The organism is Musicola paradisiaca NCPPB 2511 (genome assembly GCF_000400505.1).
GTDB classification, from domain to species: Bacteria; Pseudomonadota; Gammaproteobacteria; order Enterobacterales; family Enterobacteriaceae; genus Musicola; species Musicola paradisiaca.
The window spans coordinates 267,809-292,336 of record NZ_CM001857.1 but is presented as its reverse complement, the minus strand read 5'-3'; the positions used below and the strand labels follow the sequence as shown (position 1 = coordinate 292,336).

21 protein-coding genes and 1 pseudogene are annotated in these 24,528 nt (G+C 56.8%); 6 read left to right on the top strand and 16 right to left on the bottom strand.

Annotated elements, in window-relative coordinates:
- Positions 1-110: 110 nt before the first annotated feature.
- The 4 genes from pepE to DPA2511_RS01330 are packed head-to-tail and all read right to left on the bottom strand — an operon-like array spanning position 111 to position 4,146.
- Positions 111-806: a dipeptidase PepE gene (gene pepE, locus DPA2511_RS01345; protein WP_012763897.1), complete on the bottom strand. Its 696-nt coding sequence runs from the start codon at positions 804-806 to the stop codon at positions 111-113.
- 27 nt (positions 807-833) lie between these two features.
- Positions 834-1,514: an AroM family protein gene (locus DPA2511_RS01340; protein ID WP_012763896.1), complete on the bottom strand. Its 681-nt coding sequence runs from the start codon at positions 1,512-1,514 to the stop codon at positions 834-836.
- 1 nt (position 1,515) lies between these two features.
- Positions 1,516-2,457 carry a DUF1177 domain-containing protein gene (locus DPA2511_RS01335; RefSeq protein WP_012763895.1) on the bottom strand — a complete coding sequence of 314 codons (942 nt, stop codon included), beginning with the start codon at positions 2,455-2,457 and terminating at the stop codon, positions 1,516-1,518.
- A 54-nt stretch (positions 2,458-2,511) separates the two neighbouring features.
- A complete protein-coding gene (locus tag DPA2511_RS01330) occupies positions 2,512-4,146 on the bottom strand; it encodes an OPT/YSL family transporter (RefSeq protein WP_051122228.1) in 1,635 nt (544 codons plus the stop codon).
- 496 nt (positions 4,147-4,642) lie between these two features.
- Here DPA2511_RS01330 and DPA2511_RS01325 point away from each other — a divergent pair, with 496 nt between their 5' ends.
- On the top strand, positions 4,643-5,182 hold the full coding sequence (locus DPA2511_RS01325) for a carbapenem self-resistance protein CarG family protein (protein WP_012763893.1): 540 nt from the start codon (positions 4,643-4,645) through the stop codon (positions 5,180-5,182).
- A 320-nt stretch (positions 5,183-5,502) separates the two neighbouring features.
- Positions 5,503-6,414 (top strand): SUMF1/EgtB/PvdO family nonheme iron enzyme, encoded by a 912-nt coding sequence (locus tag DPA2511_RS01320; RefSeq protein WP_226376620.1) that lies wholly within the window; start codon positions 5,503-5,505, stop codon positions 6,412-6,414.
- A 139-nt stretch (positions 6,415-6,553) separates the two neighbouring features.
- Here DPA2511_RS01320 and DPA2511_RS01315 read toward each other — a convergent pair whose 3' ends face one another.
- From DPA2511_RS01315 to glpA, 4 genes are all read right to left on the bottom strand, one after another.
- Entirely contained in the window at positions 6,554-7,249 is a 696-nt protein-coding gene (locus DPA2511_RS01315; RefSeq protein ID WP_012763891.1) for a pirin family protein, read from the bottom strand.
- A 604-nt stretch (positions 7,250-7,853) separates the two neighbouring features.
- Positions 7,854-9,056, bottom strand: coding sequence for an anaerobic glycerol-3-phosphate dehydrogenase subunit GlpC (gene glpC / locus DPA2511_RS01310; protein ID WP_012763890.1), 1,203 nt, complete (start codon positions 9,054-9,056; stop codon positions 7,854-7,856).
- Positions 9,056-10,312: a glycerol-3-phosphate dehydrogenase subunit GlpB gene (glpB, locus tag DPA2511_RS01305; protein ID WP_012763889.1), complete on the bottom strand. Its 1,257-nt coding sequence runs from the start codon at positions 10,310-10,312 to the stop codon at positions 9,056-9,058. The genes glpC and glpB overlap by 1 nt, the downstream gene beginning before the upstream one ends.
- Positions 10,302-11,960: an anaerobic glycerol-3-phosphate dehydrogenase subunit A gene (glpA, locus tag DPA2511_RS01300; RefSeq protein WP_012763888.1), complete on the bottom strand. Its 1,659-nt coding sequence runs from the start codon at positions 11,958-11,960 to the stop codon at positions 10,302-10,304. The genes glpB and glpA overlap by 11 nt, the downstream gene beginning before the upstream one ends.
- Before the next feature lie 309 nt (positions 11,961-12,269).
- Between glpA and glpT the strand changes: the two genes are divergently transcribed.
- Positions 12,270-13,622: a glycerol-3-phosphate transporter gene (gene glpT / locus DPA2511_RS01295; protein ID WP_012763887.1), complete on the top strand. Its 1,353-nt coding sequence runs from the start codon at positions 12,270-12,272 to the stop codon at positions 13,620-13,622.
- Between the two features lie 118 nt (positions 13,623-13,740).
- On the opposite strand, the gene yigL is transcribed toward glpT, so the two are convergent.
- Together yigL and pldB are read right to left on the bottom strand one after the other, a co-directional pair.
- Entirely contained in the window at positions 13,741-14,541 is an 801-nt protein-coding gene (gene yigL, locus DPA2511_RS01290; protein ID WP_012763886.1) for a sugar/pyridoxal phosphate phosphatase YigL, read from the bottom strand.
- A 54-nt stretch (positions 14,542-14,595) separates the two neighbouring features.
- Positions 14,596-15,588 carry a lysophospholipase L2 gene (gene pldB / locus DPA2511_RS01285; RefSeq protein ID WP_012763885.1) on the bottom strand — a complete coding sequence of 331 codons (993 nt, stop codon included), beginning with the start codon at positions 15,586-15,588 and terminating at the stop codon, positions 14,596-14,598.
- Between the two features lie 143 nt (positions 15,589-15,731).
- Here pldB and rhtB point away from each other — a divergent pair, with 143 nt between their 5' ends.
- A complete protein-coding gene (gene rhtB / locus DPA2511_RS01280) occupies positions 15,732-16,352 on the top strand; it encodes a homoserine/homoserine lactone efflux protein (RefSeq protein ID WP_012763884.1) in 621 nt (206 codons plus the stop codon).
- A gap of 155 nt (positions 16,353-16,507) precedes the next feature.
- Here rhtB and rhtC read toward each other — a convergent pair whose 3' ends face one another.
- The 3 genes from rhtC to pldA form a co-directional block, all read right to left on the bottom strand.
- The gene (rhtC, locus tag DPA2511_RS01275) at positions 16,508-17,128 is read right to left on the bottom strand and encodes a threonine export protein RhtC (protein ID WP_012763883.1); all 621 of its coding nucleotides are present in this window, start codon (positions 17,126-17,128) and stop codon (positions 16,508-16,510) included.
- A gap of 88 nt (positions 17,129-17,216) precedes the next feature.
- Positions 17,217-19,040, bottom strand: a complete 1,824-nt coding sequence (recQ, locus tag DPA2511_RS01270) for an ATP-dependent DNA helicase RecQ (RefSeq protein WP_012763882.1) — start codon at positions 19,038-19,040, stop codon at positions 17,217-17,219.
- A gap of 103 nt (positions 19,041-19,143) precedes the next feature.
- The gene (gene pldA / locus DPA2511_RS01265) at positions 19,144-20,013 is read right to left on the bottom strand and encodes a phospholipase A (RefSeq protein ID WP_012763881.1); all 870 of its coding nucleotides are present in this window, start codon (positions 20,011-20,013) and stop codon (positions 19,144-19,146) included.
- Between the two features lie 212 nt (positions 20,014-20,225).
- On the opposite strand from pldA, the gene DPA2511_RS01260 reads away from it, so the two are divergent.
- Together DPA2511_RS01260 and rarD are read left to right on the top strand one after the other, a co-directional pair.
- Complete coding sequence (locus tag DPA2511_RS01260; RefSeq protein WP_012763880.1) at positions 20,226-20,696, top strand: thioesterase family protein; 471 nt, start codon at positions 20,226-20,228, stop codon at positions 20,694-20,696.
- A gap of 74 nt (positions 20,697-20,770) precedes the next feature.
- Positions 20,771-21,691 (top strand): EamA family transporter RarD, encoded by a 921-nt coding sequence (gene rarD / locus DPA2511_RS01255; RefSeq protein ID WP_012763879.1) that lies wholly within the window; start codon positions 20,771-20,773, stop codon positions 21,689-21,691.
- Here rarD and DPA2511_RS01250 read toward each other — a convergent pair.
- From DPA2511_RS01250 to uvrD, 3 genes and pseudogenes are all read right to left on the bottom strand, one after another.
- Positions 21,650-22,708 (bottom strand): AbrB family transcriptional regulator, encoded by a 1,059-nt coding sequence (locus DPA2511_RS01250; protein ID WP_012763878.1) that lies wholly within the window; start codon positions 22,706-22,708, stop codon positions 21,650-21,652. The two genes, rarD and DPA2511_RS01250, sit on opposite strands and share 42 nt — an antisense overlap.
- 201 nt (positions 22,709-22,909) lie before the next feature.
- A complete protein-coding gene (gene corA, locus DPA2511_RS01245; protein ID WP_012763877.1) occupies positions 22,910-23,860 on the bottom strand; it encodes a magnesium/cobalt transporter CorA in 951 nt (316 codons plus the stop codon).
- Between the two features lie 381 nt (positions 23,861-24,241).
- Positions 24,242-24,528 (bottom strand): annotated as a pseudogene (gene uvrD / locus DPA2511_RS23790) (DNA helicase II); the annotation flags it as partial.

Genomic DNA, 24,528 nt, shown 5'->3' with positions numbered 1-24,528 from the left:
GATTCAAAAATAACTATTCAAAAACAATGCGTTAAAAAGACGATGATTCAAAAAACTGCGACTCGAAAACGACGATAAACGCACCCCGTCAGTGCCGTGATGCTCATGCTTCAGCCCAGCGTCAACAGCCCCGTCGGCAATGGCTGCGCCGCTTGTCCGGCACGGAACAGCCATGTCGGGTTCGGCCCCGCCAGATAGGCGTGCTCGCCGGATACCTGAATCCAGTTGCCCTCCGGCAGACCTATCACACTCAGCGCCGGCTCCACGCACAGTAATTCCCGGATGCGTTGTTCGCGCGTTTCGCCCTGATGACCGGCCGGCAGCGCATTGGTGAAATGCGGGTTGATCTGCCACGCCAATAGATCCAGCGCGTCAAACCCGCCGGGATCGGCGATCGGCATGTCGTTGGTGGTGCGAATCGATGGACACGCCAGGTTGGCCCCCGCGCTCCAGCCGATGTATGGCGCGCCCTGCTGCACCCGACGACGGATAGCCCCAAGCAGATGCCGCTCCCGGCACTGTTTCAGCAGCACAAAGGTGTTACCGCCGCCCACCATAATCGCCTCGGCGGATTGCACCGCCGCCAGCGGATCCTCGACGGTGTGGATCCCGACGATGTCCAGCTCAAGCGCGGACAACGCCTGCCGTACCTTGTCGGTATACGCATCCCAGGACTGCGTCACCCCGGCGAACGGCACAAACAGCACCTTACGCCGGCCGGCGAGCTGTTGGCCGATCGGCTCAACGGCATGTTGCAGGTACGGTTGGTCGGGCAATGACGAATTACTGAGCAATAACAGTTCCATACTTCTCTCCTGCGCCCGGCGGCGCGCTTACAACAAGGCGGCGAGCAACGCCGCCAGCAACCCGTTAGACAGCACCACCGGCAAGTTCGTCTGCCGGTGCGCCGCATTGCGATGCCATCCGGTAAATCCCATACAGTCCATGACGATCACGTCCGCGCCCTGCTGCTGCAATGAACGGGCAGCATCGGCAATCTCATGTTCCGTCGCGGTATAGGGCGAGGCGACGGCAAAGACCGGCGACTGCCGCAGCCCGCGCCATTTCTGCTGTTCGCTGCTCACCTGTTCCGCCAACGGCACCATCACGCCGACGCGACGCCCCGCCACCAGCGCACCCAGCGTCGGCGGCAGAAGGTGATCCGGCTCGATAAGCCAGGCGCCCTGAGTCGTTAGGCCATGAAATTCGCCGGTACACAGCAGGGCGATAATCTGGCAGCCCTCCTGTTCAAGCAGGTCGATCTTGTCCTGCACCGCGTGTTTCACCGCCGTCTTGCCCATGACTACCGCCTGCCCGTCCAGCAAGCGCGATGTCAATACCGCCTCACCGGCCACCGGTGCAAAACGGCGTTCAATGTCATCGATACCCAGACCGTCGAGTACGCCCGCATGCCGGCAGCTGACCCCTTCCGGCAACGCGGCTTCCAGTATCGGCGTGATATCGGCACGCGGCGCCTGACCGATGGTCAGCGTCGCCAGTCGGATACCGCTCATGTCATGCCCCCGCCGGCTGCCGTAATTGCAGATGGGACATGGCGCCGTAAAGCTGCACCAGACGCGCATACTCTTCACGAGAGTAGAACTGGCAGTTGCCGCGGGTGAAGGCCTTCGCGACTTCGACTGCAAACCGGCTGGCCGCAGCGATGTCCACCTCATGACTGGCGCCGGTGCCGCAACCCGGTACGGCGCTGACGCTGGTGATCGCCACACCCACAACCGGCGCGGTGGTCGCGATCGACGGTTGCAGGATGCTGTTCAGGTGATAGACGCCATTGCCGTAAGGCGTGATGTCCTGCGTAGTGATGGGAAACGTGACCGGCAACTGGCCGGTGGTCATTTCCATAATTTGCAGCAGGTCTTCGGAGATACGCAGGATGTAGCCCTGTTTGACGGTGGGCGACAGCGCGAAGCCTTTATGGTTGATGATGCGGTTGCCCTTGGTGGTATCGATAGACAGCACCGCATCCATCTCTTCCGACACTTCCTGCTCGTTCATGGTTTCGGTTTCCACCGGCGAATCCATAAAATCCACCGGCTCATGCGGGCGTGTGGGCGCATCCGGGCAGATGTGGGTCGTTACGATCACATCGCCGGTTAGCGTATCCCCTTGTTTCTGCATCTCCGCCAGCTTGAGCGCGGTCGCCACCGCCGCCACCGCGCCGTCGCCGTCGGATACGATGCCGAGGCGTCCCGGACGAGCGCCGATACCGCCCAAACGCCCGACGACGCCCAGCGTGGGAGCGGTTCCCCCCTGACGTTTGCCCTGCGCACCCGGAATCACGATTTTGACAAAATCGGTTTTTCCCTTGGGCCCGGCAATTTCCGTCACCGCGACATCCACCTTGTCGTAAGCGCTGAACAACTGCCGAACGGTTTCTCCGCTGGCGTAAGCGCTGTCCAGTAACTCAAAAACCTTTAACGTCTGATGTAAACTCATAATGATTCTCTCTGATGAACAACGTCTGATGTCTGTCCGTGGCAGACCTGAAAACTATTTTTTGCGGCCCGGCGACAACATCGAGTTGAAGAAACTGAACAGCGCATCGCCGGCGATCAACCCCGCGGCCAGTACCTCCATCAGGTTGCGTGCCGCGTCGCCTTTGACCCGCAGCACCACCACCCGAATCAGGATGCCGATCATCACCGCCCAACCGGCCAGCGGGTTGTTGATTAACAGCCCCGTCGCCAGCAGCACGCCCATCTGGCGGCCAGGGCCGCCAATCAGTTGAATCAATGCGCCCGGGATCGCCCACAGCAACAGTGATTTGGCGATATCCGGCGAGACGCCGGCCTGAATGGCGGCGACGTACACCTTGGCGACCGGCGGCACCAGCCCGGCCGAGAAATATTCACGATAAATAAAGAACACCACCGGAATGGCGACCACGAAAGCCAGCAGCGCCGCCAACAACTGCTGTTTGCGGCCTTCCAGTTCAAACCGGCTGACGCTGTCCCGGCCGCGCAGGATGAAACCGGCCTTTAGGTCATACCCCATATCGGCGAACGCCGGGCCGGTGGCGGCGGAAAATCCGCACAGCATCACCAGCGCTTCGGGCGGAAAGCCGATCAGAATCCCGATCAGCAGCGTGATCAGCGCGACCGCAAAGGCCGGGAACCAGCCGGAGTGCATCGCCGCCAGCCCGACAATCACCTCATGCAGAAACGCGGCAAGGGCGGCATACAGTACGAAAGCCAGGATCCAGGGCAGCGACATTTGGCTGAACAGACCACTGCCAAGCGCGATCAACGCGGAGATGACGATAAACCCCACCGCCCCCAACCGCATGGTTTTGCCGATGGCCTCGCCCTGAGAAGCAGACAGCGCCTGTGTCTGCGTCTGGTTAACGGCGCTGCCGCCGCCGTCGCGATTACGCATCAGTTTGATAATCTGGAATAACGCCACCACGCCTGCGCCGGCCATGATGCCGTGCGGAATGTAGTGCTGGTTGATGTCCACGCCCAGCAGCGGCAGGGAATAACCGCGCAGCAGGAAACCGATACCCAACATCGCCAGCGCCCAGATGTTGCCGATAAAGGCCGTCCCTAACGCAGCAATGGGGAACTTCAACCAGGCGCCGAACACGCCGATGGCGATGCCGATACCCAACAGCCCTGCCTGACGGCCCCCTTTGTCGCCGGCCTTGATGGATTCCGCCACCGCGATCCCCGGCGGCCAGGCGCCTTCGGCGGGGAAGATACGGGTGTTAAACAGGCGATACAGCATGTAGCCGTCCAGCAGCATCGCCAGCGCGACGCCGAAAAACATCGGCATCACCAAGTCCTGGCGCCCGAACAACCAGGGAATGGCGATCGGCAGCAACAGTGAATTGGCGGCGCCGAACGTCGCGGCGGAGGTGGCGCTCTGCGCCAAATTCTGGATATGTACGGAGCGGAAGCGCGCCATGCTCTGCAACGGAATACGGGCCACAATCATCGCCATCATGGCGCCGATAATCGACGTATTGGGCGTGACGCCTAGCGTAGTCAGCAACTGTACGCCGACAATCGCCCCAAAGATGCTAAGCGCCAACAACAGCAATAAGGTGCCGGGTGCAAAAGCGCGAGGATGCGCACCGGTGTGCGATCCGGCGTTCACGTCTGATGATGACAACTGATTCACATTCATTCTCCTGGTGTTGGCGAGCAAAAGCGTTCAGGTACCGGCTGCGTCGATCATTATCCGTTGTGTGGCAGCTCTCTCTTTAATACACGCACCATATTTTGAGATCAAGTTCCGTTTAATGGAACTAGCAAAATGTATGCCATGGAGAAGAATCGCGCAGCGGCCGCCATTCCGATGAAACGCGATAGCTGATTACGCACCATTTTGTGACGGAGATGCACCATCGGTGCGCAAACCTGGATATATGCCCACCCTCAAGACGTTGCCACGCATGACGGCCCGGTACGGATATCAGCACTCAGGGCCCATTCAATCGCAGGGTTACGAGCGTTCGAATACTCTTTGCCCTGCAACTTCCGCTATCTGAAGATCTCTCCAACGAGAGGAATAAAAGGCCGGAATAGGAAGAAATATGAAATAACGCGCGCTTATACTTATGAATCGATGGGTATGGCAATAAAATAAAAATATACTGATAAAAAATTCACGGTAAATATGTATGCATCTGAAGTTATTTCCGCTTGTTATGACATTAATCATAACCATCAGCGCTAAGGCATCGGCGCAATGCCCGACAGAAATCAAACTCGTTCCGGGAGTAAATTACCTCGATCTCATCAGTCACCAGAAAAAAGATTTGGCTATTATCGCGACATTTGATAACAACACATCTCACCCTCATCAAGGCTTGAGTTTTTATATTCATGATGCAGATAGCTACAGTATTATCCCCGTACCCGACAGCCAGGTATTTATTTGGTTTGACTACAGCATTGCCGCATCACGCACCAAAGTATTCGACTATCGCCTTTATCGTTTTCCTCAAGGTATTCGCCTGGTGACAGCCTTAAAAATCGGCGATGACCCCAGTGATCGCCAACGTATTGAATTGAAGCGTTATGCCATTATGGAAAACCATGAAGATCCGGGTGTTCCGCCTTATAGCTGGTATATCGACAAAACGGTAAAAACCGAACAATCCTATGATTCTGCTGATGAAATTTTCAAAAATACGGCCTTTTTCTGTACTGTATTTTAATGTGTGGATGCTGATATCTCCCCCGGTATGGGGTGGTGATCAACACGAAGTCAAAGCAACCATTCAGGATTTTATCGATGCCAGGTATATACCCCAAATAATTCGAGTTGCAGGAAGGCGGCAAGTGAGCGAATTCCGACGAGCTTACTCAGGTAAGTGATTCGGATGAGCGAGCGCAGCCAACATACCTGCAACTTGAAGTATGACGGGTATACACTCTACCTGGGCAAAGAATAAATATATGCATTACGCTTTTTCTGAGCTTGACCACCTTATTTCAGCAATCCGAAGCATGCAATATCAGGCAACGATAAAAGCCGTTGCTGGCGGGGCGTCAAAAATACAGGACTATCCTATACCTTGGAATATTGACTATTAAAAAATCCATGAAAATAACTTCATTGCCATTGCTGGCATTATTCATAAATACGGGTTGGTGCAACATGCCGGCCGAAATAAAAATCAATGGTGGTTCCTATTATGTGGGGGGGATATTCGGTAATAAAGATTTCGCTAGTCATGCGAATACCTCCCTATCCCCTTTTTATATGACGACAACGGAAATCGACTATAACCGGTATATGCAGGTGTACTCTCAGGCCAAACCGTTGGGCTATAGCGTTAATCCCGGTTGTAACGGCGGGGACGTTGATGACTGCCTGCCGCCGGAAACCGACCATGGCCGTCATCCGGTGACGACCGTGTCCTGGTGGGATGCCATCATTTTTGCCAACGCACTCAGTGTGATGAACCATTTAACGCCGAACTACCTGTGGGCAGATGGGCGCCCTATCAATGCCGCTCCGGCAGATAATAATCGCGACATTCGCCGTGATGCTGATGCTACCGGTTTTCGCTTGCCCACATTGAATGAATGGCAAGTTGCAGCCCGTGGTGGAGAAATTGGACTCAAACACGGTTCATATGGCCAGAGATTTTCAGGTAGCAATGCGGCAGAAACCGTCGCCAATATGCCAACGGAAAAAACCACCGAGTTTCATACTCAACCCGTCGGTAGCCGACGCGCCAACCCACTGGGGCTGTATGATTTGACCGGTAATGTCTCGGAATGGCTGGATGATGACGTTCATATGCCGGGGCTCAATAACATGCACTATTTCTGCGGTGGCAGCTATCTGATGAAAGTCAACAACGTGTCGGAATGCGATGTGCACACCCCCAACTTTCCCACATCGGATATCGGCTTCAGGCTGGTCAGGCCACTGCGATAACACATCGTTCTAGATAACACGTCGCTCTAGATAACATATCGTTCTAGATAACACATTGTTCTAAAAGACAAACCGGGCAGCAATAGCCGTTGCCGCCCGGTCAATGATGTTTCGAAGTGAATACACGTATGGCTTGGATTTACACCGGCGGCAAGTCAAACAGCAGGATTTCACTCTGCTCGCTGGCGCGCAAAGTGATGGCCTCCTCCGCCCATACCGCCAGCGCATCGCTGGTTACAGCATGCTGACCGCCGACCTCGATACTACCGCGCACTACCTGGATCCAGACGTGGCGCCCGCTCTCGATCCGGTACTCGGCCTGCTCCTGCGGCTTCAGCGCCCAACGCCACAGCGTCATGTCCTGGAACACTTTTAGCGAGCCGTCGCGAGCATCCGGCGACAGCACCAACTGGCGGCCTTCCAGCGCATCGAAGCGACGTTGTTCATAACGCGGCGTCAACCCGGTTTGTTCCGGAATGATCCAGATCTGGTAAAGATGCAGCACACTGTCCTGACGGGCGTTGTATTCGGAATGACGAATACCGGTGCCGGCGCTCATGATCTGGAATTCACCCGCAGGAACCTGTTCCTTATTGCCCATACTGTCCTGATGTTCCACCGCGCCTTCCAGCACATAGGTCAAAATTTCCATGTCGCGATGGGGATGAGTGCCAAACCCCTGACCGGCTTCAATCCAGTCTTCGTTGATGACCCTCAGCGCGGAAAAACCCATAAAATCAGGATCGTAATAGTCGGCAAACGAGAACGTGTGCCAGCTATCCAGCCAACCATGATTGGCATGCCCGCGATCATTGGCCTGACGTAAATAGATCATAACTTGCTCCTCTAAATGTTTTTTTAGTCTAGCGGCAGCGGACAAATAAGAAAGGCGAAAAAACTCACCGCTCTGTTCAAAAAACACGAAGAAGATGCAGCACCATGGCAGGCCGCCACCCTGTATTACTCTGCCGGTCCCTACGCCATTAAGGAAACAAAATGGCATTATAGGGAAACCAGTTTCCACAAAATAAAAGATAAAAAAAAGCCAGCACCCGAGCTGGCTAAGTAATACTGGAAGCAATGTGAGCAATGTCGTGCCTTCACAGCAAAACCGCGACGAGTCGAATAATACGAGGTCATTGGGCTTTCCCGGAACGCATGACAATAATAATCATTATCATTCGCACCTGTAAAGCGTTTTCTTTTGCGCAATCGAAAGAAACATGCGGCGATAAAACGGCTGGGCCATTGTTGCAAAATGATTTATTGAGAATCAATCAGTTAGCACTTAACCCCATGATAAACAGGGAGATAATTTTATCACCGCCCGGTTATTCGCGGAGTTAGGGAAAACGTCGGGCAACATTGCCGCAGAGAATCGGGGGTACCGCCGCGCCATCCCGAGGGAAAAGCGCCGGATAGCGCGGCGCAGGTGTCGCTTACTCCGGCGGCAATGCTTTAGCCAGCAGGCTGAAAGGATGCTCGCACACTTTGCTGGTCGACATTTCAATCTGCCACTTGCAGGTTTCGCAGTCGGTAATCACCAGATCCGCGCCGCTCTCTTCAATCTGTCGAAACAACGGCGCGCCGATATTCTGCGCAGCGTCATAATTCTCTTTCTTGAAGCCGTAGGTGCCCGCAATGCCGCAGCACTGGGAATCCAGCACCTGCAATTCCAACCCTGGAATACGCCGCAGCAAATCCAGCGTATAGGCCGTCCACCCCATGCGCTCCAGATGGCAGGGCGTGTGGTAAACCACCTTCATGGGCAGCGGTCGTAATGGCAGCGTTTTCCCCTGCTCCAGTAACCGGTAGAGATGACGGGTCGCCAATTCAATGCCGTCGCGTACCTGCTGATTATCAATGCCCAGCAGATGCGGGTATTCATCCCGCAAGGTAAAGGTGCAACTGGATGAGGTTGCGATCACCGGCAATCCGCGGGTGTTGATGGCTTCGTCCAGCGAGGCCAGATTGAAGTGTGCCTGCTTGCGCGCTTTATCCAGAAAACGGTTGGCGATCAACGCCACGCCGCAGCATTTCTCTTTGGTCAGCAACTGCACCCCGACCCCGGCGGCATTGAACACCCGGATCAAATCCCGCCCCAGCTGGGGATGGTTGTAGTTGACGTAACACCCGTGGAAATAGGCCACCTGTTCGGCGAACTGGCGCTGACGCGCCGCCTGCTTGCGATACCACTGACGAAACGTCCCCGAGGAGTATTTAGGCAGTTCACGGCGATGGTCGATTTTCAGCACTTTATCCAATAGCATCCGCATCGGCTTCATGCCGGTGGCGGCATTCACCAACGGCGCGAACGGCGTCGAAAGCGACCCCATCAGATTGGTATGACTGAGAATGGCATCGCGCAGCCCCGGTTTATGCCGGCTATGGTTCGCCTTGGCGCGCTGGATGATATCGCCGATCTTCACATCCGACGGGCAGGCCACCTCGCAGCGTTTGCAATTGGTGCAGAACTTCAACGCCTCATCGAACAATGACGGATCCTTGCGGCGCAGACGCTCGCCGTCCGGCCCGGCCTGCTTCGGCCCCGGATAATCCGGGTTGACCCGCGCCACCGGGCAGGCGGTGGTGCAAACGGTGCACTTGATGCATTGTTCGAAACTGTTGTCGGTCTGGCTCATCACGGATTCTCCCTCAGCACATCATTGGCGACGCTCAACGCCGTCAGCATGGATACACCGCCGCCACATCCCTGTCGAAGCGGGTCATAACCGCGCAAAACGGAACCGATGGCATACAAATGAGGCTGCGTTTCTCCCTGAATCATGGGATGCAGGTGCTCATCCACTTTCACACCGAATTGCAAATAAGGCTGAGCGGCGAACACGTCCGCCATGCTCCAGTTTTCGTGTTCCGGCGCAAAATCCACGTCCAGGCCGAATACCGGTTCGACGACGCGCTGTTGTTCGGCAACCAGTCCATTACTGAAGAAACTGCCGCTGGCCAACACCACCTTCGTCGCCCGCAGCGGGATATCGCCGTGAGCCCGGGTGGCCACCTCAATGCCTTGCGCCTGGAACGACGCCCCCGTCACACGGTCGCCCGCCATGACTGTGCCGCCGACGGCGCGAAAACGGCTGAGCAACGCCTGATGCAAACGCATGCCCGGCAACGAGGGCGGCAACGTCGCCAGCAATCCTACCGGTTTGCCCAGCGCAGAATTCAACCGCGCTACCGATGACGGTTGCATCCCCAGACAAGCAGGCAGAATAACGCTATCGCGATCGCTGATCAGACGGCTCAACTCCTCCGCCAGCAACTCGATGCCGGCATGGGTCTCCAGCACCCGGGCAATAGACAGCGAACGGAACTCACTGGGGTTCTGGCGCAGTTTGTCGAGCATCGGCAAGCGGAGATCTTCACATTGCGCATCAATCCCTTGCGCGCACAGAGCACCGGACAGTAATGGCGCCTGAAAATCCAGAAAACCCTCGATACCGGCCACCAACGGGCGTTGCCATGCCGATGTTCCCGGCAGCCCGCGCATCACGCCATCCATCGGGCTAAGCCAGCAGGGTTGCCATTTGCCCAACAACGTCAGCCGCTGGTGATTGCGTTCGCTGTCGCCACGCAGCGCCAGCCCGCAACGTTCCAGCAAAACCTGTGCTTGTGGCGCCAATAGCGCGATCTGCTCAGCGCCCAGCAACGAATAAGGATGGTTCGGCGCCTGAACCGTTAATGGCGCCAGTGCCGCCAGCGGTTCCCCAACCGGTGTGCCGTCGGGCAATGCCGCCAGCAAATCCAGCGCGCCGGACGCGAAATGCAGCGCGCTCTGGCCTACGCTAACCAGCGCGCATCGTTTCCCCTGCTCCTGCAAACGAATGCCGCAGGTCAATCCCGCCAGACCACCGCCGATGATGATCACGTCATAACGCATGGTCGTTTTCCTCTTTCTGCACGGCCGGGATGTCGCTGCCGGTTAAACCGCACAGCCCTTGATAGATCCAACTGGTGAATTCGCTTTCCCGCAGGGTATGCCCCCAGGCAACCGGCCGCATGCCTTTCCAGCGTTCATTAAGAAAACGGCTTAGCTGCCCCACGGATTGCTGCGGCGTGGATTGCCCCAGACGGTACAGCAGACCGGCGGCGCGGCAAGCGCACAGCTCACCCTGACAGGTGCCCATCCCAACGCGGGTGCGGCGACGCAAGTCAGTCAGGTTGTTGACCTGCAACGAATCGACCGCATAACGCACTTCGCCGGCCGTGACCGCTTCGCACTCGCACACCAGGCTGCTATCCGCCAGCGGCCCGGCAATCAATGGAATCGCACGTTGCCCATGTCGGTAAAGAATGGAACCGCGTAGCGGCGCGGGCAGATCGGATGCGATCGCCGGCGCATCTGCCGCACGAGTTTCCGATCCCGGCAATGGCCGCGATGCGGTAGTGCCGGCCACCGCATGTCCCAGTTTTTCGCACACCTTGTCCGTGACCCACTCCGCCATCAATCGATAGGTCATCAGCTTGCCGCCGGTGATGGTGACAAAGCCCTCCAGCCCGTCGCGCTCGGCGTGATCCAGCAAGACGATACCGCGGCTGACGCTACGACCGGAGGGATCGCTGTCGCTCGCCACCAACGGACGCACGCCGGCGTAAGCACGCAGAATACGGGTATGGGCCAGCTGCGGCGCCAACATGCTGCCTTCTCGGATCAGGGTCGCCACTTCCTGCGGCGTCACCGTCATGTTGTCGATTTGGTCGTAATCAATGCGGGTCGATGTCGTACCAATCAGCGAGATGGTATCGCCCGGCACCAGAATATCGGCGTCCGCCGGCTTGCGACAGCGGTTAATCACCCGGTTATTGATACGATGGCCAAGAATCAGCAACGCACCTTTGGCCGGAAACATCCGCACACGCAGGTCGGCATATTCGGCAATGCGCTGCCCCCAGATACCGGCGGCGTTGACGACGACCTGCGCATAAATCTCGCCGGCAAGACCACGCTTATGGTCGAAAACGCGCACGCCAATTACCCGATCGCCCTGACGAATCAGCCCGGTAACTTCATGGTAGGTCAACACTTCCGCGCCATGTTCGCAGGCATCGATCATGTTGGCGGCGGTCAGGCGGAACGGATCCACCGTGCCGTCCGGTACCCGAACCGCGCCGATCATGGTCGGGTTGGCGGCGGGCTCCAGCAACAGCGCTTCTTGCGGATCGATAGCCTGAGCATTGATCCCCGCCTGACGGCAGGCATCGATAAAGGTGGACTGGTAGTGAAGATCGTCTTCCGGCAGCGTCAGGAACAGGCCGTCGGTAGGTTCAATACAGTGGCGGGCGATACGCCGTAGAATCTGGTTTTCTTCGATGCATTCCCGTGCGGATTCCGCATCCGTCACCGCATAACGGGCGCCGCTGTGCAATAACCCGTGGTTGCGCCCGGTGGCGCCGGTCGCAATGTCATGTCGCTCCAGCAACAGACAGCGCAGGCCACGCAGCGCACAGTCACGTGCCGTGCCTGCACCGGTGGCGCCGCCACCGATGATGATCACATCCGTTTCTCGCCGCAAATCAGTATTTGCCATGTCTGCCGTACCTCAGTCTGGATCTATCCAGTACCTATTTGGACATAAACACTCATAAAAATGATTGATAAAGAGCAAATACGAGCAAAAAACGAAAGAAAAAAGCCAGCAAGCGCACCAATTTGAGACATTAATCACAATAAAGCGACATATACATATTTCATTTGTGTTAAATAACACACAAAATACGGCCACGAGTCATAAAAGTGTAACAATTGCGCGATGACTCACACCGATCCGCGTACCAACTCGATACTCTTGTGCGCGTTATAGAAAAAATCAATCCAATACCTACATCGGGAGCTGTTTATGTTGAGTATTTTCAAGCCAGCGACGCACCGTCCGCGTGTCGCCGAGCACCAGGTCGATCCGCTCTATCGTCGCCTGCGCTGGCAAATTTTCCTGGGGATCTTCTTTGGTTACGCGGCGTATTACCTGGTCAGAAAGAACTTCGCGCTGGCCATGCCCTACCTGATTGAACAGGGTTTTTCCCGTGGCGATCTGGGCTTCGCACTGTCCGGAATATCTATCGCCTACGGATTCTCCAAATTCATAATGGGCGCGGTGTCCGACCGTTCGAATCCGCGCATCTTTCTGCCAGCTGGCCTGATCCTGGCTGCGGTCGTTATGTTGCTGATGGGCTTTGTGCCGTGGGCAACCTCCAGCATCATGATCATGTTCGCGCTACTGTTTGTCTGTGGTTGGTTCCAGGGGATGGGGTGGCCGCCGTGCGGACGCACCATGGTGCACTGGTGGTCGCAGAAAGAACGCGGCGGTATCGTCTCCATCTGGAACTGCGCCCATAACGTCGGCGGCGGTATTCCTCCGCTGCTGTTCCTGTTGGGGATGGCCTGGTTCAACGATTGGAAAGCCGCGCTCTATATGCCTGCATTCGGCGCGATTCTGGTTGCGCTGTTCGCCTTCGCCTTGATGCGCGATACCCCGCAGTCCTGTGGCTTGCCGCCGATCGAAGAGTACAAAAACGATTACCCGGCGGATTACACCGAGAAAGACGAGCAGGAGCTGACCGCTAAAGAAATCTTCATGCAGTACATCTTCCCGAACAAATTGCTGTGGTATATCGCCGTCGCCAACGTGTTCGTGTACCTGCTGCGCTACGGCATTCTGGATTGGTCGCCGACTTACCTGAGAGAAGTGAAGCATTTCGCACTGGATAAATCGTCCTGGGCTTACTTCCTGTACGAATACGCCGGTATTCCAGGCACATTACTGTGCGGCTGGATGTCCGACAAAGTGTTCAAGGGCAACCGCGGCGCCACCGGCGTATTCTTCATGACGCTGGTGACTATCGCCACCGTCATTTATTGGCTGAACCCGGCGGGCAACCCCACAGTAGATATGGCCTGTATGATTGTCATCGGCTTCCTGATCTACGGCCCGGTTATGCTGATTGGTCTGCACGCGCTGGAGCTCGCCCCCAAGAAAGCAGCCGGTACGGCAGCGGGTTTCACCGGGTTGTTTGGCTATCTGGGCGGCTCGGTGGCGGCCAGCGCCATCGTGGGCTACACCGTCGACTTCTTCGGCTGGAACGGCGGCTTTATGGTCATGATCGCCGGCAGCGCGATGGCGGTGGTCCTGCTGTTCCTGACCATGATCAACGAGAAGAAACACAAGGAAGCGTTGGCGGAACGCACCGCGTGATGACGGCGATGTAACGCCATGTCCCCAACAAGGGATAACAACCAGGGGAGGCCCTTTTCAGGCGCCTCCCCTTTTTTCATGCATCGGCAACGCGACGACACGCCCCGAAGGGATAACGTTACGCCAGATAGAGTTTACGCAGATAGCGCGGCACGGCATCGTCGATATTGGTGCCAATCACATCATTTCCCGGCAGAACGTCCTTCAACCGCTGGTGGGCATTGCCCATGACGCAACCCTTGCCCGCCATAGATAGCATTTCGTAGTCGTTCATGCCGTCGCCGAAAGCGATGCAATCTTTGATGGTGTGGCCCAGTATCTTCGCCACCTGTTCCAGCGCGTGCCCTTTGGACACACCGCCGGCCATCACTTCCAGACAGCTCAGGGTTGAAAAACTGACATTCACCCGGTCGCCCCAACGCGCATTCAGCGCTTCTTCCAGCAGCAGCAGCTTGTCGTGATCTTCGCAGGTAAAGAACACCTTGCCGACGCCATCCGTCCCCAGCGTATCCGGATCGAACAGCGTGTAGCGAAACACCGATTCGGTAAAAAATCGCTCCTCTTCCGGCCGAGAACGGCACAGGAACCATTCGTCGTCGCGATAGACGTGGGTCAGGATATCCGGGTGGTGATACACCATGGCGTACAGATCCTGCGCGATATCGCGATCAAGATTATGGCTGAACACCAGCTCGCCTTCGGTGTTATGCACCCGGGCGCCGTTGGAGGTGATCATGAAGGCGGTGATCGCCAAATTATCGCGGATTTGTGCAACATCCATGTGATGGCGGCCGGTGGCGAACACAAAATGGATCCCGCGTTCCGTCATCAACCGCAGGGTTTCTTTGGCAAAGGGCGACAGAGTGTGATCGGGAGAGAGCAGCGTGCCATCCAGATCGGATGCAACTATCGGGTACATATGTGAGATTCAACCTCCGCTGGTGCTGAACGGTCGGGCCCGTCCAGTGATGTATTAATGAAATTGGCTAAAATGCGTCAAAATCAGACCTAATGCTTCGGCCCGCATCGCATCCGTTTCAAACAGGATGTCGTGACGGGCGCCTTGAATCACGCGCGGTACGCCGCCCACGCTGGGATGGCCGGCCTCGGACAGCGCGCGGCAGAACGCATCCTGGCTACGGTTATCCACCACCTTGTCTTCTTCGGCCTGCAGCAACAGCAACGGCGTGGTGATATCTGCGGCCTGCGCCAACAGACGCTTGCCCGCCAGCAACGCTTCCCGTACCCAATGGTAGGTCGGCCCACCGATACGCAAATCCGGATCGTCAGCGTAAAACCGGACATTACGTCGGTAACGCTCATAGCTGTGGGTCAGCGCATTCAGCACGTAGGGCAACGGCCGCCACTGACGGGTGCCGACGGCGTAATAATCACGCATCACCGGATGACGTTCGGCCCAATTGAGAATGCGCCATGCCAGCCAGTGGGGCATCGGCAGCAGAATGCCGCACATCGGCGAACACAGCGCCGCCGCGGCGAAAACCTGCGGCTGACGCGCCAGAAACAAAGACAGGATGGCGCCGCCCATCGAATGCGCCAGCGCAAAACAACGCTGATACGCCTTCGTCTCCACCTGCTGGCACATAAAAGTCGCCACATCATCCACGTAATCGTCAAACCGCCGGACATGGCCGCGATGGGAGTCTTTCAGCAACCGGCCGGAGCGGCCTTGCCCGCGGTGATCCATCATCATCACGTCATAGCCGCACTGGAATAGGTCATACGCCACTTCCGCGTATTTCACATAGCTGTCGGTTCGGCCAGAAAAAATCACCACCAGACGCTGATGCCATGGGGCGCAGAACCGCACAAACCGAATAGGAACGCCGTCAACTCCGGCAAATTCGCCCTCTTCACGCCGCCGCCAAAAATCCAGCAAAGGCCCGGTCACGAAGGCAGCGAACTGCGCCTCTCTGGTCAGCAGACACTCCAGATACGAACTCATTACGTTCTCCCTGTCTCAGGCGGTATCCGCAGACGTCCATGCATAGCCCGGCATGACGGTTTCGGTGTGTTTTTGTGAGCTATGGCACAAAGATCGGCATTGGCGTATTGTGGCATAAAAAACCTTAATCAGGGAGCATCCGCATGACCCAAGACTGGTGGCTAACCTACCTTATCACCACGCTGATCCTCAGCCTTTCACCCGGCTCAGGGGCCATCAATACCATGAGCACCAGCATCAGCCACGGCTATCGCGGCGCGATGGCGTCCATTGCCGGATTGCAGGTCGGCCTCGGTATACATATCGTGCTGGTGGGCGTTGGACTCGGCGCATTGCTGTCGCAGTCGTTGCTGGCATTCGACATTCTGAAATGGGTCGGCGCGGCCTACCTGATCTGGCTCGGCATCCAGCAATGGCGCAGCGCCGGTTCGCTGGACTTGCAGGCCCTCGCCAGCAGCATGCCCCGCCGGCGGCTGTTCCGGCGTGCCATTCTGGTGAATCTCACCAACCCGAAAAGCATCGTGTTTCTGGCGGCGCTGTTTCCGCAGTTCATCATCCCGCACCAGCCGCAGGCGGCGCAGTATCTGATACTGGGCGTCACCACCATCGCGGTGGACGTCATCGTGATGGTGGGTTATGCCACGCTGGCCCGGCGCATTTCGTCGTGGCTGAAGGGCCCGCGGCAAATGAAACAACTCAACCGCACCTTCGGTTCGCTGTTTATGCTGGTCGGCGCGCTGCTGGCCACTGCTCGCAAAGCCTAGGCCGCCGCCTGATTTGGTCGGCCGCCGGTCAACGGGACATCGGTTCGGGTGAAGCCTGCGCTTAACCGCCGACACACGGAACAACGCCGAGGATGCATACCCCGGCGTTGTTCTGTTTAATCCAGATAAAGCGCCACGCTGGCGGTTGCAAACCGTTAGCGTGAAATAATCAGGTGTATGCCAAATCCGGCGAACAGTACGCCAGCCACGCCGTCCACCCACTTCGCCAACCGGCGATAGCCCCGCCGCATCACCGGCAGTGCAAAAACAACCGCCACCAGCGAAAACCACAGCAAGGTTTCCAACGAAATCAGCGCGAACAGCCCCCAGCGAGCGCCGGCGCCCACCTCATCCCCGACGAACAAAGAGAACACGCTACCGAAATAAATCAGCGCTTTAGGATTGGAAAGGTTGGTTATCAGCCCGCGTATAAAGGCTTTCCCCTGCTGCGGCAAGGCAACCTCCGGTTCGTCATCCTGATGCGGGTTATGACGACGAGCGGAGCTCAGCATCTGCCATCCCATCCAGCACAGGTACAGGCCGCCGCCAACAGTCACGATACGGTGCAGCCAGGTCATCTGTTCCAGCAACAAATGCAGGCCCATCAACGCAATCGCCGCCCACACCACCACGCCCAGCGTGATGCCCAGCACCCCCATCAAGGCTTCGCCGCGGGAGCGGCTAATCGCAGTTTGGGAAACAAAAAAGAAATCCGGCCCTGGACTCATCAACGCAATCAGGTGTACCAGCGCAACGGTCAAAAACAGCATCAACATGGTTTCATTCCTTTTCAACAGCAGCAAATCGAACGATTCGCAACCAAACACCCACCCGCCGCAAGCCAGTCAAGCGTGCCACCTGGCATTATTCGTCGTTATCGAGATGTTCGCGAATCAGTGTCATAAAGGGTACGCCAAAACGCTCCAGCTTACGCTGCCCCACCCCGTTGATATTCAACAATTCACCCGGTGTCACCGGCATCACCTCCGCCATCTCCAGCAGCGTGGCGTCGCTGAACACGACATAAGGCGGAATATTGTCTTCGTCGGCGATCGACTTGCGCAGCTTACGCAGCTTGGCGAACAGCTTACGGTCGTAGTTCCCGCCGTAGGATTTCTGGCTGGCGCGCGGCTTGAGGTTGATGGTACGCGGCACCGCCAATTGCAGCGGCACTTCACCACGCAGCACCGGCCGGGCCGACTCCGTCAACTGCAGGGCGGAGTGCTGGATGATATTCTGAGTCAGCAACCCCAGGTGGATCAGCTGGCGCAAAATGCTGATCCACTGCTCCTGCGTTTTGTCTTTACCGATACCGTAAACCGGCAATTTATCGTGACCAAACTCCCGGATACGCTGATTATTGGCGCCACGCAGCACTTCGGCGATATATCCCATGCCGAACCGTTGCCCCGCGCGGTACACGCATGACAGCGCTTTTTGCGCATCCACCAGGCCATCGTAACGCTTGGGCGGATCCAGACAGATATCGCAGTTGCCGCAAGGTTGCTGGCGGTTTTCACCGAAATAATTCAGTAATACCAGACGGCGGCAGGTCTGCGCTTCGGCAAACGCGCCCATGGCGTTCAGTTTGTGACGCTCAATGTCCAGCTGCGCGCTTGCCGGTTTCTCTTCCAGACAGCGGCGCAGCCACGCCATATCCGCCGGGTCGTAAAACAGCGCCGCTTCGGCAGCGAGCCCGTCCCTTCCGGCGCGACCGGTTTCCTGATAGTAAGACTCGATAGTGCGCGGAATATCGAAATGCACCACAAAGCGGACATTGGGTTTGTTGATGCCCATGCCGAACGCCACGGTCGCCACCACCACCTGCAGGTCATCACGCAGAAATGCTTCCTGTACTTGCGCGCGCCGTTCGTTATCCAGCCCGGCGTGATAAGCCCCTACGCTCAGGCCACGGTTCTGCAGACGGGCGCTGATATCTTCCACTTTTGCCCGGCTGTTGCAGTAAATGATGCCGCTTTTGCCGCGCTGCCCTTGAACGAACAGCCACAGCTGGTCGAGCGGTTTGAATTTCTCCACCAGCGTATAGCGGATATTGGGACGGTCGAAGCTGCTGATCTGAACCAGCGGATCACGCAAACCCAGCAAACGGATGATGTCGTTGCGGGTGGTTTCGTCGGCAGTGGCGGTCAGCGCTACCACCGGTAACTGTGGGAAACGCTGCTTGATATAACCGAGCTCCCGGTATTCCGGACGAAAATCATGCCCCCACTGGGAGATACAGTGCGCTTCATCAATGGCGATCAACGACGGATTCCAGCCGGTGAATTGCTCAAGAAAACCCTCGTTGGTCAGGCGCTCCGGTGCGATATACAGCAGGCGAATCTGCCCGCTGCGGCAACCGGCGATCACCGCCATCTGCTGTTCTCTGGTCTGAGTGGAATTAAGACAAGCGGCCGAAACGCCGTAGGCTTGTAGCTGATCCACCTGGTCTTTCATCAGGGAAATCAGCGGCGACACCACCAACGTAAGCCCATCCAATACCAGGGCGGGGATCTGATAACACAGCGATTTACCGCCGCCGGTAGGCATAATCACCAGGCAGTCCCGTCCGCTGACGGCGGCATGGATAATCGCCTGTTGCCCCGGCCTAAATTGCTGATAACCGAAGGTTTCACGCAATATTTGCGCCGCTAACGCTTCCCGATTCAACACGTCTGCCGTAGACACGCACTCACCGCTTTCACAAAAGATAAACAGGCGCTATTTTCAGCGCCGATGGATAAAACTTCAATGTTCGGGCCCGGATTTCGCTCCCGCCCGCCAGCATCAATCAAAACAAATCGTTCAGCGTGATACCAATGCCGTAGCGTGTCTGACGATGGTTATAGTCGATCAGCGACTCGCCATACCCGCTGAACACTTTGGTATAAAAGCGAACATGGTCGGTCATGGGGTAGCTCCAGCCCAGCTCGCCGCTGCCATAACCGGTATTCCAGTTATAGCGGCCCTCGGCACTGAAGATGCTGTCGCCCCACTGGTAGCCGATACGCATCCGGTAGTGCCCCATATAGCGGGTAATGTCCGGATTATCGTCTTCGCTGTCGTGCAGGCGAACCCAGGGTTTGACCTCCACCAGCCATGGCCCGTTGCGCGCCATCAGCCTGGCATAGATACGGTTCCAGCTACGGGAGGTCGGATCAGCGCGGCCGTTGGACTGATGATTGAAGCCCAGCTCCACATCCTGCAACGTCCAGCCGGCGAAACGGTATTCCGTCGCCCAGCCAAGAAATAGCTGTGGTTCATAGTTGGTTTCGCGAAACGGCGTCGATTCGCTCTTGTTGGACATTTGCCACCAGGAACGTTGTGTATATGACGCGCCCAACAGGGAATTGTCACCGGCAATCCCGCGCCACAGCGGGAACCCCAGGCTGATCTGGAAATTCACTTCGTCCTTACGGGCATGATCCGACCAGGAGTAACTCTGGATCGCCTGTTTATTGATATTGCTGGTATAGGTGTAGAGCAAATAGTTGCTCTCATAAGGGTACAGAATGAACGGCGTATCATACTTCTGCAGTAACCCCCTGATGATGCTGCCTTGCGCCGCTTCGCCGGTATCCGTTTTTCGCGTTGTGGCGTCCTGAGCCTGTACCTGCGCCGTCATCAGCAACGCCACGGCCATCACCCCTGTTTTACGCATGAATCCTGTTCTCCTGACTAATCATGGCAATGCATCACCGGATAAAATAATAACCGCTATTGTACACGGTTCGTCGACCGTTCCTCCGTTTTCCTGTCATGGAGTGGGCCACAATGGCAGGAAAGCCGAACCACCTCTAAAATAACAATTAATTAACCAAGTGAATCACAAAAATTAACCTTTGCAACCTACCGCGACTGATGGAAAAACCTATGGAAAACATGATATTGACACCGGATAGCGTACATCAATACGTCAGCGAGCTGTTCGTCCACCAAATGCCGTTCAATCAGGAATTGGGGCTGGAACTGATCACATTCACACCGGATTCCGCCACCTTGAGGTTTCGTCATCAGCCCCGGCTGGAAGGCAATGTGTTGCAACATATTCTGCACGGCGGCGTCATTGCTGCCGGGTTGGACGTCGCCGCCGGGCTGGTGTGCGTCGGCCATGCATTGCTGCGTCATCCCCAACTGACCGAACAGGAATTGCGCCGACGGCTGTCCCGCATGGGCACTATCGACCTGCGGGTCGACTATCTGCGCCCTGGTTACGGCGACCTGTTTACGCTGACCAGCCATCTGATGCGCGGCGGCAACAAAATCGCCGTCGCTCGAGCCGAGCTCCATAACGAGCGTCACCAACATATCGCCAGCGCAGTCGCCACTTACATCGTGGGCTAAGGGCATGCCGGCAGGACAGAACGCCTCGCTTTAGAGTAGACTCCTTCCCTGTCCGTGTTTTCCCGAGCTAATCCATGAATGTGCAACAACATCGCCAGGGGGTCGGCTACGCCCTCGGCGCCTACATCATCTGGGGCATCGCTCCGGTGTACTTCAAGCTGCTATCCGCCATTCCACCGAATGAAATTCTCAGCCATCGTATCATTTGGTCGTTCTTCTTCATGCTGCTGCTACTCAGCCTGAGTCGTAAATGGGGAGTGGTGCGTCAGGCGCTGCGTCACCCGCGTCAGCTGTTACTGCTGGCGGTAACGGCCCTGCTGGTAGCATGCAACTGGCTGATTTATATCTGGGCGGTAAACAACAACCATATTCTGGAGGCCAGCCTGGGTTATTTCATCAACCCGCTGATTAACGTTCTATTGGGCATGCTGTTTCTCGGCGAACGTTTTCGCCCGATGCAATGGCTGGCGATGCTGCTGGCGGCCTTCGGCGTGTTGGTACAGCTGTGGACCTTCGGTTCGCTACCGGTGATAGCCCTGTCTTTGGCGTTCAGTTTCGGATTTTACGGCCTGCTGCGTAAAAAAATCGGCATCGACGGCCAGACCGGCATGCTGGTCGAGACCCTGTGGTTGCTGCCCGCCGCCATGATTTATCTGCTGCTGTTCGCTGATTCACCCACTAGCCACGTCATGCAGAATCCCCCCTCGCTCACGCTGCTGCTGATGATGGCCGGCGTCGTCACGACTGTTCCGCTGCTGTTGTTTACCGCAGCGGCCATGCGCCTTCGCCTCTCCACGCTGGGGTTCTTTCAGTATCTGGGCCCGACACTGACGTTCCTGCTGGCCGTCGTGGTCTATGGCGAAACCATTAGTGTCGACCGGTTGATTACCTTTGGCTTCACCTGGCTGGCGCTGATCATTTTCATCGCCGATGCCCTGTATACCCAGCGCCGGTTACGCCGCGCCGACAACCGCGTGACGCGAAATATAGCGTGACAGAATCGGGCTGAAGATCAGGGTGGAGAACAGACGCAGCGTCTGCATGGCGATAACAAAAGCCATATCCACCCGGCTGCTGGCGGCAATGATAGCGATGGAATCCAGCCCGCCCGGGCTGGTCGCCAGATAAGCCGTCAGCATATCGACTTGCAACAGGTGAGCCAGCATCAGCGCCATCCCGCCGCACAACAGCATCAGGGTCACGATAGAAACCATCATTTTCGGCAACGTGCGTAACGCCAGCAGGAACACCGAACGAGTAAACGCCAGCCCGATGCTCCAGCCAATAAAGGCATAAGCCAACGCCAGCAGCCATTCCGGCGTTTGCAGCGTCAACGTTCCGGTAGAGTGCAGCATGGCGCCGACAAGCATCGGCCCCAACAATTGCCCGGAAGGAATGCGTAACCGGCGCGCCAGCCAGGCGGAACTGAATGCGACCAACAGCGTGGCGGGGAAATGCCAGCTCAACGACGGAAACCACTCCAGCATGCCGTTGTGCGCCGCCGCATTGCTCCCGATGCCGGCGCTGGCGACGAATGCCGCCGCCGCAGTCACCATCAGCACCCGCAGATACTGCATAAATGCGACCAGCCGCACATCGGCACCGAAATCCGCCGCCATCGCCACCATGGCGGATGCGCCGCCGGGTGATGCGCCCCAGGTGCCGGTGGTACCCGGCAACTCGCTATAGCGCATCAGCAGCCAACCGGACAAGCCGCTTGCCACCAGCGTCGCCAGCAAAACGAAAACCACCAGCGGCCATGCGCTGACCAATGGACTCAGAATCGACAAGGAAAGACTTTGCGCGACCAGAGCGCCCAGCACGGAGTTGCTGGCATAGAACAGACGTTTGGGAATGCGGATCGTGGCGCCGTTAAGCCCCATGGTGGTGCCGACCAACATCGGCCCCAGCAATAAGGCCGCCGGGACATGGTAGATCTGCAATCCAAACCCCAGAACCAGCGAAACCGACAGCAGAATCGCCCATTGAATGGAAGCAGAAAGTCTTTCCATGAACCGTACCTGTCACAACCCGAAAGAGAGGGCAATTATTGTAAACCTAACTATTTGTGATAGCAGCTAGAAGTGTGCGGAATTCCCGGCTGATGAAAAAACAACCAACACAGAGCACGCACTAACAGGAAGGAAGATGCAACGCGGAAAAACAACCGGAGCAACGGTATCCGATGTCCACCGGATACCGTCATCGAATAATCACAGCCAGTTTCGGCGTTTAAAATAGAGATACGGTGCCAGCCCGGCCAGCAACATCAGCACCAACGCCCCCGGATAACCGTAGCTCCATTTTAGTTCCGGCATAAATTCAAAATTCATTCCGTAACTGGACGCCACCAGCGTCGGCGGCAGGAACACCACGGATACCACCGAGAAGATTTTGATGATGCGGTTCTGCTCAATGTTGATAAAGCCCATCGCCGCCTGCATCAGGAAGTTCACCTTCTGAAACAGCGATTCGTTGTGCGGCAGCAGGGATTCGATATCTCGCAGGATTTCCCGCGCCTGTTCCAGTTGACCACTGGGCAAACGCGCACGACGTACCAGAAAGTTGAGCGCGCGCTGGGTATCCATCAGACACAGGCGCACTTTCCAGCCGATATCCTCCAGCTCCGCCAGCGTCGAGAGCGCATCGTCATATTCATCGCCCTGACGGCCGTCCATGATGACGCGGCTCAGCGACTCCAAATCGCTGTAAATGTTCTCGATCTCGTCGGCAAGCTGCTCGATTTTGGTTTCAAACAGATCCAGCAACAACTCATACGCATTGCCATCCACCAGCATTTGGTTTCGGGTACGCATGCGATACAGGCGGAACGCCGGCAGCTCGCGCTCACGCAGTGTATACAGACGACCATCGCGAATCGTGAACGCCACGGTAGAGTTGCCGGCATGGTCGTCGGCGTCTTCATAGAAGAAAAACGAGTGGATGTGCATGCCATCCTCATCTTCAAAAAAACGCGCCGACGCCTCGATGTCTTCCAGTTCAGGCCGTGTAGCCAGGCTCTGCCCCAACTGGTTCTGCACCTGTTCTCGCTCTTCCGCTTCCGGTTCGACCAAATCCACCCATAACGACGAGGTGAGATCGTCATTTTCATCCAGTTCAAGGCGAGTTAAACGGCAGTTTTCCAGTTTAAATGCGCTCAGCATAGACCAGCTCCCAAAACGTAACAGAGATGGACAAAACGCGATTGAAACACAGAAACAGGGGTGAAAAGTCACCATCAGGTTTCAGACCGTCCGGCGGTGCTGACTCGATGCGACAAAGAAGTATCGCTGACAACCGCTAAGGTTATCAGCCAGGAGTGATAGCCTTAGAAGTGGTCCCTAATCATCAGGTTATTGAGCCAGTATCGACTGGGTGTGTCCAAGGCGTGGGTCCTCCGGGAATTATGATGCGCGCATGTTACGCCGAGATGAAAAAGGCTGTCAACACGAAGAAAGAGGTTTCAGCGACCACGGCCACACCGATGATGACGACACACTCCGCCACATATGCGAAAGCGCCTGCAGACGCCATTCCAGGCGCGATCAGACCGTCTCCAGCCGGGCATAGGCGGCCACCAACCACTTGATTCCCTGCCCGACAAACGCCACCTGAATCCGACAATGTTCACCGCTGCCTTCCACATTCACGATGGTACCTTCGCCGAACTTATCGTGCCGAACGCGCTGCCCCAACCGATAGCCGCTTTCGTTCTGGCTCACCGGGGTTCCCAGCCGCTGATGGTTGATCGGCCGGGACACGCTGGCGCGCAACCGCACTTCTTCCACGCACTCCGGCGGCAGCTCACCGATAAAACGCGAAGGGCGATGGT

Excerpts from the sequence above, each read along its gene's own strand:
- pepE (WP_012763897.1), bottom strand. The coding sequence starts at position 806 with ATGGAACTGTTATTGCTCAGTAATTCGTCATTGCCCGACCAACCGTAC.
- DPA2511_RS01340 (WP_012763896.1), bottom strand. The coding sequence starts at position 1,514 with ATGAGCGGTATCCGACTGGCGACGCTGACCATCGGTCAGGCGCCGCGT.
- DPA2511_RS01335 (WP_012763895.1), bottom strand. The coding sequence starts at position 2,457 with ATGAGTTTACATCAGACGTTAAAGGTTTTTGAGTTACTGGACAGCGCT.
- DPA2511_RS01330 (WP_051122228.1), bottom strand. The coding sequence starts at position 4,146 with ATGAATGTGAATCAGTTGTCATCATCAGACGTGAACGCCGGATCGCAC.
- DPA2511_RS01325 (WP_012763893.1), top strand. The coding sequence starts at position 4,643 with ATGCATCTGAAGTTATTTCCGCTTGTTATGACATTAATCATAACCATC.
- DPA2511_RS01315 (WP_012763891.1), bottom strand. The coding sequence starts at position 7,249 with ATGATCTATTTACGTCAGGCCAATGATCGCGGGCATGCCAATCATGGT.
- glpC (WP_012763890.1), bottom strand. The coding sequence starts at position 9,056 with ATGAGCCAGACCGACAACAGTTTCGAACAATGCATCAAGTGCACCGTT.
- glpB (WP_012763889.1), bottom strand. The coding sequence starts at position 10,312 with ATGCGTTATGACGTGATCATCATCGGCGGTGGTCTGGCGGGATTGACC.
- glpA (WP_012763888.1), bottom strand. The coding sequence starts at position 11,960 with ATGGCAAATACTGATTTGCGGCGAGAAACGGATGTGATCATCATCGGT.
- glpT (WP_012763887.1), top strand. The coding sequence starts at position 12,270 with ATGTTGAGTATTTTCAAGCCAGCGACGCACCGTCCGCGTGTCGCCGAG.
- yigL (WP_012763886.1), bottom strand. The coding sequence starts at position 14,541 with ATGTACCCGATAGTTGCATCCGATCTGGATGGCACGCTGCTCTCTCCC.
- pldB (WP_012763885.1), bottom strand. The coding sequence starts at position 15,588 with ATGAGTTCGTATCTGGAGTGTCTGCTGACCAGAGAGGCGCAGTTCGCT.
- rhtB (WP_012763884.1), top strand. The coding sequence starts at position 15,732 with ATGACCCAAGACTGGTGGCTAACCTACCTTATCACCACGCTGATCCTC.
- rhtC (WP_012763883.1), bottom strand. The coding sequence starts at position 17,128 with ATGTTGATGCTGTTTTTGACCGTTGCGCTGGTACACCTGATTGCGTTG.
- pldA (WP_012763881.1), bottom strand. The coding sequence starts at position 20,013 with ATGCGTAAAACAGGGGTGATGGCCGTGGCGTTGCTGATGACGGCGCAG.
- DPA2511_RS01260 (WP_012763880.1), top strand. The coding sequence starts at position 20,226 with ATGGAAAACATGATATTGACACCGGATAGCGTACATCAATACGTCAGC.
- rarD (WP_012763879.1), top strand. The coding sequence starts at position 20,771 with ATGAATGTGCAACAACATCGCCAGGGGGTCGGCTACGCCCTCGGCGCC.
- DPA2511_RS01250 (WP_012763878.1), bottom strand. The coding sequence starts at position 22,708 with ATGGAAAGACTTTCTGCTTCCATTCAATGGGCGATTCTGCTGTCGGTT.
- corA (WP_012763877.1), bottom strand. The coding sequence starts at position 23,860 with ATGCTGAGCGCATTTAAACTGGAAAACTGCCGTTTAACTCGCCTTGAA.